The sequence below is a fragment of the Pseudonocardia sp. genome (assembly GCF_035305885.1).
Lineage (GTDB): Bacteria > Actinomycetota > Actinomycetes > Mycobacteriales > Pseudonocardiaceae > Pseudonocardia.
Window position 1 is genome coordinate 56,521 of the sequence record NZ_DATGOP010000112.1, and the last position, 11,314, is coordinate 67,834.

10 protein-coding genes and 1 tRNA gene are annotated in these 11,314 nt (G+C 74.7%); 4 read left to right on the top strand and 7 right to left on the bottom strand.

Going from position 1 to position 11,314, the window contains the following annotated elements; all coding sequences use genetic code 11:
• Positions 1-31: 31 nt before the first annotated feature.
• The 3 genes from pstC to pstB are packed head-to-tail and all read left to right on the top strand — an operon-like array spanning position 32 to position 2,789.
• Positions 32-916 (top strand): phosphate ABC transporter permease subunit PstC, encoded by an 885-nt coding sequence (gene pstC / locus VKZ81_RS23930; protein WP_324243917.1) that lies wholly within the window; start codon positions 32-34, stop codon positions 914-916.
• Positions 916-2,001, top strand: a complete 1,086-nt coding sequence (pstA, locus tag VKZ81_RS23935) for a phosphate ABC transporter permease PstA (RefSeq protein WP_324243901.1) — start codon at positions 916-918, stop codon at positions 1,999-2,001. Before pstC ends, pstA begins: the two co-directional genes overlap by 1 nt.
• A gap of 8 nt (positions 2,002-2,009) precedes the next feature.
• Positions 2,010-2,789: a phosphate ABC transporter ATP-binding protein PstB gene (pstB, locus tag VKZ81_RS23940; protein ID WP_324243902.1), complete on the top strand. Its 780-nt coding sequence runs from the start codon at positions 2,010-2,012 to the stop codon at positions 2,787-2,789.
• A gap of 19 nt (positions 2,790-2,808) precedes the next feature.
• On the opposite strand, the gene phoU (VKZ81_RS23945) is transcribed toward pstB, so the two are convergent.
• The 6 genes from phoU (VKZ81_RS23945) to VKZ81_RS23970 form a co-directional block, all read right to left on the bottom strand.
• A complete protein-coding gene (gene phoU, locus VKZ81_RS23945) occupies positions 2,809-3,468 on the bottom strand; it encodes a phosphate signaling complex protein PhoU (RefSeq protein WP_324243903.1) in 660 nt (219 codons plus the stop codon).
• A 61-nt stretch (positions 3,469-3,529) separates the two neighbouring features.
• A complete protein-coding gene (phoU, locus tag VKZ81_RS23950) occupies positions 3,530-4,186 on the bottom strand; it encodes a phosphate signaling complex protein PhoU (protein WP_324243904.1) in 657 nt (218 codons plus the stop codon).
• Positions 4,187-4,258: 72 nt separating this feature from the next.
• The gene (locus VKZ81_RS23955) at positions 4,259-7,684 is read right to left on the bottom strand and encodes an LCP family glycopolymer transferase (RefSeq protein ID WP_324243905.1); all 3,426 of its coding nucleotides are present in this window, start codon (positions 7,682-7,684) and stop codon (positions 4,259-4,261) included.
• Between the two features lie 78 nt (positions 7,685-7,762).
• A complete protein-coding gene (locus tag VKZ81_RS23960; RefSeq protein ID WP_324243906.1) occupies positions 7,763-8,581 on the bottom strand; it encodes a GGDEF domain-containing protein in 819 nt (272 codons plus the stop codon).
• A 59-nt stretch (positions 8,582-8,640) separates the two neighbouring features.
• A complete protein-coding gene (gene dusB / locus VKZ81_RS23965; RefSeq protein WP_324243907.1) occupies positions 8,641-9,780 on the bottom strand; it encodes a tRNA dihydrouridine synthase DusB in 1,140 nt (379 codons plus the stop codon).
• A 21-nt stretch (positions 9,781-9,801) separates the two neighbouring features.
• The gene (locus VKZ81_RS23970; protein ID WP_324243908.1) at positions 9,802-10,380 is read right to left on the bottom strand and encodes a superoxide dismutase family protein; all 579 of its coding nucleotides are present in this window, start codon (positions 10,378-10,380) and stop codon (positions 9,802-9,804) included.
• Positions 10,381-10,581: 201 nt separating this feature from the next.
• On the opposite strand from VKZ81_RS23970, the gene VKZ81_RS23975 reads away from it, so the two are divergent.
• A tRNA-Lys gene (locus tag VKZ81_RS23975) sits at positions 10,582-10,654 on the top strand.
• Between the two features lie 241 nt (positions 10,655-10,895).
• On the opposite strand, the gene VKZ81_RS23980 is transcribed toward VKZ81_RS23975, so the two are convergent.
• On the bottom strand, positions 10,896-11,264 hold the full coding sequence (locus VKZ81_RS23980) for a winged helix-turn-helix transcriptional regulator (RefSeq protein WP_324243918.1): 369 nt from the start codon (positions 11,262-11,264) through the stop codon (positions 10,896-10,898).
• Positions 11,265-11,314 lie beyond the last annotated feature (50 nt).

Here is an 11,314-nt window from a genome sequence, read left to right on the forward strand (position 1 = left end):
CGTCAAGCCGGTCGTCCAGCCCGGGGACCGCATCTTCGCCGGCCTGGCGAAGGGCGCGGGCATCCTCATCCTGGTCGTGCTGGCCGGTGTCGCGGCATTCCTCGTCGCCGAGGCGGCGCCCGCGTTCACCGCGCCCGCCACCGACATCCCCGGCGGGGCCGGGTTCGTGGCCTACGTCGTCCCGCTGATCTTCGGGACCCTGCTCGCCGCGGTCATCGCGCTGGTCATCGCGACGCCGCTGGCGGTCGCGGTCGCCCTGTTCATCACCCATTACGCGCCGCGGCGGATCGCGCAGGCGCTCGGGTACGTCGTCGACCTGCTCGCCGCCGTGCCGAGCATCGTGTACGGCCTGTGGGGCGCGTGGACGCTCGCGCCCGCCACCGTCCCGCTGATGCGGTGGCTCGAGGCCAACCTCGGGTTCATCCCGCTGTTCGCCGGCCCCGTGTCGGCCACCGGGCGCACCATGCTGGTGGCAGGCGTGGTGCTCGCCGTCATGATCCTGCCGATCATCACCGCGGTCGCGCGGGAGGTGTTCCTGCAGACGCCGCGCCTGCACGAGGAAGCGGCGCTCGCGCTCGGGGCCACGCGCTGGGAGATGATCCGGATGGCGGTCCTGCCGTTCGGCCGATCCGGGATCATCAGCGGCGCGATGCTCGGGCTGGGCCGCGCCCTCGGCGAGACCATGGCCGTCGCGATCGTGCTCTCGGTGTCCGGCGGGATCACGTTCAACCTGATCGGCAACGGCAACCCGTCCACGATCGCGGCCAACATCGCGCTGCAGTTCCCCGAGGCGAGCGGGCTGGGCGTCAACGTGCTCATCGCCTCCGGCCTGGTGCTGTTCCTCATCACCCTCGCGGTGAACTCGCTCGCCCGCTACATCGTCAACCGACGCCGAGAGTTCTCGGGGGCCAACTGATGACCGTCGACATCACCAAGTCGCCGGAGCGGGTGACCGCGCCGTCCCCGCAGCGGCGCGGTCTCGCGCGGCGGGCGCAGCTGCCGCGCTGGGCGGTGCCCGGCGGGCTCGCCGCCTCCGCGGCCGTCGTGGGGCTCGTGCTCGCCCTGGTCGGTTTCAGCACCGGCCTGTTCGTCGTCGGCACGGTCGTGCTCTTCACCGCCGGGCTCTACGTGGCTTCGCGGATCGTCGAGGGCAGCCGCAAGGCCACCGACCGGCTGGTCACCGTGATCGTCACCAGCGCGTTCGGGCTGGCGGTCATCCCGCTGATCTCGGTGATCTACACCGTCGTCTCGGAGGGGCTCGCCCGGTTCGACGTCGAGTTCTTCTCCTCGTCGATGCGCGGCGTCGTCGGCGAGGGCGGCGGCGCCTACCACGCGATCGTGGGCACCCTGATCATCACGGGCCTCGCCGCCCTGATGTCGATCCCGGTGGGCCTGCTCACCGCCGTCTACCTGGTCGAGTACGGCAAGGGCAGGCTGGCGCGGGCGATCACGTTCTTCGTGGACGTGATGACCGGCATCCCGTCGATCGTCGCCGGCCTGTTCGCGGTGGCGCTGTTCACCTACCTGGTGGGCCCCGGCGCCCGGTTCGGCTTCGCCGGATCGGTGGCGCTGTCGGTGCTGATGATCCCGATCGTCGTCCGGGCCACCGAGGAGATGCTCAAGATCGTGCCGAACGAGCTGCGCGAGGCGGCCCTGGCGCTCGGTGTGCCGAAGTGGCGCGTGATCCTCAAGGTGGTGATCCCGACGTCGATCGCGGGCATCGCGTCCGGCATCACGCTCGCCATCGCCCGGGTGATCGGCGAGACCGCCCCGCTGCTCGTCGCGGTCGGCCTGACGACGGCGATGAACGTCAACGCCTTCGACGGCCGGATGGCCACGCTCCCGGTCTTCTCCTACCTGTCCTACGCCACCCCGGGCGTGCCGCGCGAGCCGTACCTCGAGCGCGCGTGGACCGCGGCCCTCGTACTGATCATCATCGTCATGGTGCTGAACCTGCTGGCGCGGCTCATCGCCCGCGTGTTCGCCCCCAAGACCCGATAGGACCCGCGATGGGCAAGGCGATCGAAGCCAAGGACCTGAACATCTACTACGGATCGTTCCGGGCGGTCGAAGGCGTCAACATGCTGATCCGCCCGAAGACGGTCACGGCCCTGATCGGGCCGTCCGGCTGCGGCAAGTCGACCTTCCTGCGGGCGATCAACCGGATGCACGAGGTCGTCCCCGGCGCCCGCGTCGAGGGAAGGCTGGAGCTCGACGGCGAGGACCTCTACGGCCCGGGCGTCGACCCGGTGGGCGTCCGCCGCCAGATCGGGATGGTGTTCCAGCGGCCCAACCCGTTCCCCACGATGTCGATCTACGACAACGTGATCGCGGGCCTGCGGCTCAACAACAAGAAGCTGAGCAAGGACGCCACCGACGAGATCGTCGAGAAGTCGCTGCGCGGCGCGAACCTGTGGAACGAGGTCAAGGACCGGCTCGACAAGCCGGGCTCCGGCCTGTCCGGCGGGCAGCAGCAGCGGCTGTGCATCGCACGGGCCATCGCCGTACAGCCCGACGTGCTGCTCATGGACGAGCCGTGCTCGGCGCTCGACCCCATCTCCACGCTGGCGATCGAGGACCTGATCAACGAGCTCAAGCAGGACTACACGATCGTCATCGTCACGCACAACATGCAGCAGGCCGCACGCGTCAGCGACTACACGGGCTTCTTCAACATCGAGGGCACCGGCAAGCCCGGCAAGCTCGTGGAGATGGACGAGACCAAGACGATCTTCTCCCAGCCGAAGGAGAAGGCCACCGAGGACTACGTCTCCGGCCGCTTCGGCTGAGGGACCCGGCCCGGCGCGCTCAGATGGGGAGCGCGCCGGGCTCCTGGCCGGTGACGGCGTAGACGGTTTCGCGCGCCACCACCACGGCGTGGTCGGCGAACCGCTCGTAGTAGCGCGCGAGCAGGGTGACGTCGACGGCCGTGCGGACCCCGTGCGGCCAGTCCTCGCCCATCAGCACCTCCATCATCTCGCGGTGCAGGACGTCCATCGCGTCGTCGTCGGCGTCCAGCTCGGTCGCCAGCACCACGTTGCGGGTGCGCGCGACCTCGGCGGCCTTGAGCCCGAGCTGCACGGCCACCCTGCCCATCTCGGCGAACGCGGGCCGGACCTCGGCCGGGAGCGCCGGGCCGGGGGCGCGCATCCGCACGACCTCGGCGACGTGCAGCGCCAGGTCGCCCATCCGCTCGACGTCGCCCGCGGAGCGGATCGCGGACACGACCGAACGCAGGTCGCCCGCGACGGGGCTGTGGAACAGCAGCGCGTCGCCCGCGACCTCCTCCACCCGCGCCCGCAGCTCGTCGATCTCCTCGTCACCCGCCACGACCTGCGCGGCGAGCCGTTCCCGGTTCTCCAGCAGCGCCGCGGTGGCGCGGTGGAGCGCACCGGACGCGGCGGTGCACATGCGGCCGAGCAGCTCCGACAGCTCGGCGAGCTGCTGGGGCAGCGGGGGCGCGGGCACGCCACGAGCCTAGGAACACTTCCCCCAGCAGACACCCGACGCCGGGTGAACGGCGGGTGAATCAGACGGTGAGCGGCCCGGGCATCTGGCCGGTGACGACGTAGACGATCCGCCGGGCGACGGCGACCGCGTGGTCGGCGTAGCGCTCGTAGAAGCGGGCCAGCAGCGTGATGTCGACGGCCGGGCCCACCCCGTGGCTCCAGTTGCGGTCCATCAGCACCGAGAACATGTGCCGGTGCAGGTCGTCCATGGCGTCGTCGTCGGACTCCAGCTCGGCGGCGCGGGCGAGGTCGCGGGTGCGGATGACCTCGCCGGCCTTGAGCGCCAGCTGCACGCCGACGGTGCCCATCTCGGCGAAGTACGGCGCCACCTCCTCGGGCAGCACCGGGTGCGGGTGGCGGCGGCGGGCGGCCTGCGCGACGTGCAGGGCGAGGTCGCCCATGCGTTCGATGTCTCCGGCGCCGTGGATCGCCGACACGACGATCCGCAGATCGGTGGCGACCGGCGCCTGCAGCGCCAGCAGCGCGAACGCCTGCTCCTCCGCGGCCGCGCGGATCTCGTCGATCCGGACGTCCTCGGAGATCACTTCCTCGGCGAGCTGCAGGTCGACCTCGAGCAGCGCCCGCGTGGCCTTGCGCATGGCCTCGGCGACCCGTGTGCACATGTCCGCCAGGGCACCCGCGAGTTCATCGAGCTGCTCCTGGTAGACGTCGCGCATCCCCCAAGGGTAGTGCCGAAATCGACCAACGGCCGTCCGGGACGGTGAACCGGCGGTGAACGTCCGGCGACCTCACGTGCAGGTGACGGCGGGCTCCGGGGCCTCCTGGGCGGGCGCCGACAGCGCGATCGGCTCCGACGGGGCGCGCACCACGTCGTCGAAGGACCGCCCGAGCACCAGCTGCAGCACGCCGGTGCTGCCGGGGTCGGGCACCTCGGTCGCCGAGGGCACCGTGGACCGCAGCAGCTCGGCCGCGGCCGCCTGGTCGGGGGAGAACCGGATGACGGTCTCGGTCGTCGGCTGGTCGGCGCTCGACGGCTCGCCCACGTTGAACCCGAGCGAGCTCAGCGTCTCCGAGACCTGGCCGGCGAGCCCGGAGCGGGTGGAGGCGTTGACGACCTCCACCGACACCTCGCTCGGGCTGGGGCCCGCGGTCCCCGCGCCGGGGTCGGTCGCCGTCTCGGGGAGCGGCTGGTCGGCGCGCACGGCGGCGAACAGGGCCGCCGCGTCGGTGTCGCGCATGACGAGGTTGCCGCGGGCGTTGCGCTCGCCGGTGGGCACAGCCGCGTACTGCACGCCCTCGGCGTCCAGGCGGCGCAGGGTCATCGCGAGCGCCAGCACCTGGTCGATCCCCGCTTCGTCGGTGAGCACCGCATCGGCGAGCGCCGGGCGCAGCGCCGAGAGCCGCCCGAGGTCGAGCAGCGCCGTGCCCGACACCGCCGAGTCCAGCACCGCGGCGAGCACCTGCTGCTGGCGCTCGATGCGCCCGTAGTCCGCGGAGGGCTCGCCCGCCACCTCGCCGGCCTGCACGAAGTCGGCGGCGCGGACGCCGGCCAGCCGGTTCGGGCCCGGATCGGGCACGACCGGGCCGAGCACGCCGTCCAGCACCGGGCGCGGCACGCAGACCTCGGCCCCGCCGATCGCGTCGGTGATCGCGGGGACCGCGGCGAGGTTGATGCCGACGTACCTCGTGATCGCGAGGCCGCTGAGCTGCTGCACCACGCGGGTGATGCAGCGCGGGCCGCCCACGTCGAGCGCGGAGCCGAGGCGGGTGCGCGCCTCGGCCTGCTCCGGCTCTCCCCGGTACGTCGCGGTCCGCGCGTCCCACCCCTCGCAGGGCGGCCGGTTGATCTCCAGGTCGAGGGGGAACGCGAGCACGGTGACCGGGCCGCCGCCCTCCGGGATGTGGGCGACCGCGACGGTGTCGGCGCGGGGTCGGGTGGGGTCGGCGTCGGGGCCCGGGGCCGGCTGGGTGGCGACGACGAGGACGTTCTCGTCCCCGGCCTGGGCCGCGGCGTCGACGACGGCGCTCGAGGTCGGGTCGAGGGCCGCCGCGTCCCGGACGGCCGAGCCGAGCCAGGTCTTCGCGCCCCAGCCGAACGAGGTGGCCACGAGCACCACGAGCGCCAACACGCCGGTGAGCACCCGCCCCGCGACGGTGAGGGGCCCGCGGCGCTGCGGCGGTGCCGGGGGTTCCTCGGCGGGGCGGTCGGTGACCGCGAGCGAGAGGCCGGCGTGCGCGGCCGTCAACCGGGTGAGGGTCTCGTCGATCCGCATCGCGCGCGTGCGCGCCTCCTCGCCGGCTTCGGGCCGGTCGTCATCCGAGGGGGGCGTGCGGGGGGCCCGGGCGGCGGACGGCACGACGGCGGTCGCCTCCGGGTTCAGCGCCGCCGGCCGGGCCCGGGGCAGGGCGGTGGTGGCCGCGGCCCCCGCCGGTTCCGCCGGGCGGCGGCGCCCGGGCTCGGCCGGGTCGTCGGCCGGTTCGGCGGCGGCAGGCCCGGGGACGGGCAGGGCCGTGGTGGGCGGCGGCTCGTCGGCGTCGTCGTAGCGGCGCCGGCCCGTGCGCGAGGGCGGGTCGGCCGGCTCGCCGACCGGCCTGCGGGTGGGGATCGCCGTGGTGGCGGGCGCGGCGGGCTCGTCGGGAGCATCGGCGTCGTCGTAGCGGCGCCTGGTGGTGGGCCGGCCGGTCGGTTCGGGCCGCCGTCGGCGCCCCCCGTCGGGCGGGCCGGCCGGGCTGCGGGTGGGCCTGGCGGCGGGCTCGTCGAGGTCGTCGGGCTCGTCGTACCGCCGCCGGGTGGTCGGGGCCGGGGAGCCGGTCGGCTCGGGCCACGGTCGGCGCCCCCCGTCGGGCGGGCCGGCCGGAGGCCGCGTGGGGATGGCCGTGGTGGCGGCGGGCACGCCGGGGTCGTCGAGGTCGTCGTAGCGGCGCCGGCCTGCGGTTCGGGCGGGCGAGCCGGCGCCGGTCGGTTCGGGGCGCCTGCGGTGCCCCTCATCAGGCGGCGCGGTCGGCGTGCGGGTGGCGGCGGGCCCGTCGGCCTCCTCGGGGTCGTCGTAGCGGCGGCGGGTCGTGGGCCGGGCAGCCGGGTCCGGGGCGGGCGGCCACCGGCGCCCCTCGTCGGCCGGGGCGCGGGCGGCCGTGGCGGCGGGCTCGACCGGGTCGTCGGGGTCGTCGTACCACCGCCGGGTTGCGGACCGGGCGGCCGGGATCGGGGCACCCGTCGGTTCGGGCCGGCGGCGTGCTCCGCCGGGCGGGGCGGACGGCGCCCGGGTGGGCAAGGCCGTGGTGGCCGGTGGCTCGTCCGGGTCGTCGTGGTCGAGGCGGCGCCGCGGGGTGCGCAGGGCGGTCGTGGCGGACGCGTCGACCGGTTCCACCGGCCGGCGGCGGGAGGCGGGCAGGCCGGGTTCGTCGTACGGATCGCGGTACGGGTCGGGCCTGCCCGTGCGCGGTTCGGGCCCTCCCGGCTCCGGGCCTCGCGGCCGGTGCGACCGCGGCGGGCCGGGCGGCAGCTCCTGCAGCCCGGTGTCCGCCCGGCGGCCGCCGGTGGGAGCAGCGGTGGCCGGGGTGTCCGGCCGGGCGCGGCGCCGGGCGGTCGGCTCGGCGAACCCCGCGGGCGGGAAGTCCGGCTCGTCGCCGGGGTCGAGGTAGCGCCTGCGCGGCGGGGCGTCCGCGGGGAAGGCCGTGCGGCGCGCGGCTACCTCGTCGTCGGGTTCGGCGGCGCGCCGCCGACCGCCGGTCCGGGGGAGGGCGGTCGTCGCGTCCGGGGCGGGCTGCTCGGGCCGCGCCCGGCGCCCGGTCGGCGGGAGGTCGTCGGCGGGGTCGGGGAAGCGCCCGCGGGTGCCGCCCGTGGCGGAGACGGCGGGTGCGTCGAGGTCGTCGGCCCGGCGCCTGCGCCCGCCGGTGGCGGGTGGCGGGTAGGCGGGGTCGGCGCCGAACGGCGCCTCGAACGGCTCGGGGGCGCGCCGCCGCCCGCCCGTCGGATGGCCGTTCGGGCCGGGTGGCTGCGGATCGTCGGGGTCGTCGCGGTAGCGGTGGCGGCGGACCGCGCCGTGCCTGCCGGAGGTGCTCTCGATGCCGGGGAACGGGCCCGGCTCGTCGGCGCGGGGCGGCCCGGGTTCGGGGCCGAGCAGGCCGTGCCGGGCGAGGACGTCCTGCGGGTCGTCGTAGGCGCGCCTGCGCCCCCCGGTGGGGCGCCGAGCACGGTACGGACCGTCCTCCACGCCCACCTCCTCGCACGAACAGAGGGCGGGCACGGGCGAGAATCGCCCGAACCCGCCCCTCAACGTCTTGATCGGAGCTTACGGAGCTGAGGGGCCTTCCAGGCAGTCCGGTGCGGCGACCGGTGCCTGTGGGAGCGACCGGCGGCCTGCGGCGGGCCCGGCGAGCCGCACGAGGCCCGTGTGGGCGTCGTGGAAGGCGACCGCGTTGCGCCCGGAGTGCTTCGCCGCGTAGAGCAGGCGGTCCGCCGACGCGATCAACCCGTCCTGGCCGGTCACCGGTCCGAAGCCGTGGGCGACGCCGATGCTGACGGTCACGCGCAGCCCCGGCGCGAGCTCCGGCCACGGGTGCCCGTCGACCCGCTCCCGCGCGGTCTCGCAGACGCGGACGGCTTCGTGCCGGTCGTGCCCGGGCAGCACGATCGCGAACTCCTCACCGCCGTAGCGGGCGCAGAACGACCCCTCGGGCAGGCACGACTCGATCACCGCGACGATCCGCTGCAGCACCCGATCGCCGAAGGGGTGGCCGTAGGTGTCGTTGATCTGCTTGAAGTGGTCGACGTCCAGCAGCGCCACCGCGATCCCGGCCGGCCCGACCGAGCCCGGCTCGCGGACCAGCGCCACGAGTCGTTCGTCGAGGTAGCGGCGGTTGTAGGTCTCGGTGAGGCTGTCGCGCCTGCTCTGCTCCCTCGCCTCGGCGTGCTCGCGACGCAGCCGGTCGAGCTCGTCGACGCCGGACCGCCCGTTGAGCAGCCGGACCGCGGTGCGCAGGTGCTGGTAGGCCTGCTCCCACCGCCCGGCGGCGGCGAGCTCTTCCGCGGCCGCCGTGTGCCAGGCCGCGCCCGCCGCTGCCGGCGTGGACGGAACGTGTTCCCGCCTGGTCGCGTCCAGCGTCGTCATGCCCGGTGTGTCGACGGCGGGCGTCGGGTCCTTGAGGTCCGGGCCCCGTCCGAGGCGCCTCAGCCGCCGGAGTGCTCGAGTTCTGCGCCGAGCGGAACCGTGGGGTCGTCCGGGTCGTCGAGCCAGTGCTCGGGGAGGACCACTCGTCCCGCCGAACCCTGCCGCCCGCGGGGTCCGTCGGCGTCGGGCGGGAACGGGATGTCCGGGTCGAGCTGGGCGAGCAGCTCGTCCAGCTCGTCGATGCTGCTCACCAGGCCGAGGCGGCGGCGCAGCTCGGAGCCCACCGGGAAGCCCTTGAGGTACCAGGCGATGTGCTTGCGCATGTCCCGGATGCCCTTGTAGGCGCCCATGTGCTCGATGAGCAGCACGGCGTGGCGGCGCATCATGGCCGTCACCTGGCCCAGGTTCGGCGGTTCCGGCAGCGGTCGCCCGGCGAACGCCGCCTCCAGGTCGCCGAAGAGCCACGGCCTGCCCAGGCAGCCGCGGCCAACGACGACGCCGTCGCAGCCGGTCTTCGCGACCATCGCGAGCGCGTCGGCGGCGCTGAAGATGTCACCGTTGCCGAGCACCGGCAGTTCGGCGGGCATGGCGTCGCGGAGCCGGGCGATCGCCGACCAGTCGGCCGTGCCGGAGTAGCGCTGCGCCGCGGTGCGCGCGTGCAGGGCGACGGCAGCCACCCCGGCGTCGGCGGCCCGACGGGCGGCCTCGAGGTAGGTGTGGTGCTCGTCGTCGATCCCGATGCGCATCTTCACCGTGACCGGCACCGACCCGGCGTTGTCGACCGCGGCCCGCACGATCCGCTCGAACAGCTCGCGCTTGTACGGCAGCGCCGCCCCGCCGCCCCGGCGCGTGACCTTGGGGACCGGGCAGCCGAAGTTCATGTCGATGTGGTCGGCGAGGTTCCGCTCCACGATCATGCGGACCGCGAGGCCCATGGCCTTCGGGTCGACCCCGTAGAGCTGCATCGACCGCGGGTGCTCGTCCGGGTCGAACTCGATCATCCGCAGCGTGAGCGGGTTGTTCTCGACGATGCCCCGCGAGGTGATCATCTCGCAGACGTAGAAGCCCGCGCCCTGCTCCCGGCACAGCCGCCGGAAGCCCGCGTTGGTGATGCCGGCCATGGGCGCGAGCACCACCGGCGTCTCGGACACGAAGGGTCCGATGCGCAGCGGGCGGACGGCGGTCGTCGGGGCGGTCACGGGGCCCCATTGTCCCCGACGTCAGAAGTCGACGTTGATGCAGGCGACCCGGGCGCCCGCCTCGCCCGCCTCACCGGGCTCGTGGGAGGTCGCGTGGTCGTGCAGGACCACCGACTTGGGGCGCCGGTCGGGCGGGAACGTCCACGCGACCGTCGACTCGGTGCTGCCCGCGCCCGTGTCGTCGGTGGTGACGTCCAGCCAGATCTCGTTCTGCGGGTTCGCGAACGTGGGGTCGGTGCTCGGCTGGGCCGGGTCGACCGAGTACTGGAAGTGCGGTCCCGCGGAGTCGGGCTCCGGCCCGCACGGCTTCATGTGGACGTGCGCGCCGTAGACGCGGTTCCTCTCGACGCCGCGCACGGCCAGCCGCACCGTGGTGGTGCCCTCGCCCGACCGCGACTGCACCGCGCCGCGCGCCCCGGCGGGCACCAGCGCCTGGTCGTAGGTGACGGCGGGCCCCGCACCCTCCTGGAACGTCTCGCTCACCTGCACGCTGCGCGTCGACGTGGTGGCGGCCGCGGGCTGGATGACGGTGTCCGGCGTACCGCACCCGGCCGCGAGCAGGGCGCCGAGCAGACCGGGGAGCAGGTGACGGGGTCGCATGGTCCCCAGGATGGGTGGTCGCAGAGGGTCGCGAATGGCGACCCTGCGTTACGCCACACGAGGTATCCGCAGGTCGGCGCGTCGCTGCCCTGTGTGCTCGCGGCTGGGCCATTGGCGGCACGGGCGGTGCGGCGGACCGGCGCGGCCGGGCACGTGGTGATCGCGGGGGTGGCCGGGGCGTGCGGCTACCCTGGGGGCCGCGGGCCTCTAGCTCAACTGGCAGAGCAGCGGACTTTTAATCCGCGGGTTCAGGGTTCGATCCCCTGGGGGCCCACGAGAAGCGCAGGTCACCGCCCGTGCGGTGATGGTTCTGCCGTCTGGTCGTGACGTCGCACATCCCGAGTGCACTTCACATACCGCCCTCCGGTCCGCCGCCCGCCAGCTGCCGATGACGTGGGCGCCGAACTCCCCGGTGCCTCCTGCTCGACCGGGGCGACGCCGGCTGCGATCAGGCCTCCCGCCCGGCACCGGTTCTGCCCGGATCTGCTGGACCGGTCGAGGCCGGGCATCCGGGATCAGCGCGCCGGCCCGCCGGACCGCTTCCGGTTCGCGTCGACGATCGCCATGTGCCGCTCCGCCCAGTCGCGCAGGGCAGCCAGCGGCCCGTCCAGGGAACGCCCGAGTTCGGTCAGGGAGTAGTGGACGCGGGGCGGGACGGTGGCCTCCACCCGCCGCGCCACGAGGCCGTCGTGGCAGAGGTTCCTGAGGGTCTGCGACAGCATCTTGTGCGAGATGCCGGGGGCGCGGCGCGCGAGCTCGGCGAACCCGAGCTCCGGCGGGTCCGCCTCGGCGAGCACCTTGACCAGCATCGACGTCCACTTGTCGCCGATCCGGTCCAGCAGCTCGCGGGTCGGGCAGGCGGGGTCGAAGAGGTCCCCGGTCACCGCGGGGTGACCTGGTGAGGGCGAAGTGCCGTCTTGTAGCCGCACGTCCC

Excerpts from the sequence above, each read along its gene's own strand:
- pstA (WP_324243901.1), top strand. The coding sequence starts at position 916 with ATGACCGTCGACATCACCAAGTCGCCGGAGCGGGTGACCGCGCCGTCC.
- pstB (WP_324243902.1), top strand. The coding sequence starts at position 2,010 with ATGGGCAAGGCGATCGAAGCCAAGGACCTGAACATCTACTACGGATCG.
- phoU (WP_324243904.1), bottom strand. The coding sequence starts at position 4,186 with ATGCGCGACGTCTACCAGGAGCAGCTCGATGAACTCGCGGGTGCCCTG.
- VKZ81_RS23960 (WP_324243906.1), bottom strand. The coding sequence starts at position 8,581 with ATGACGACGCTGGACGCGACCAGGCGGGAACACGTTCCGTCCACGCCG.
- VKZ81_RS23970 (WP_324243908.1), bottom strand. The coding sequence starts at position 10,380 with ATGCGACCCCGTCACCTGCTCCCCGGTCTGCTCGGCGCCCTGCTCGCG.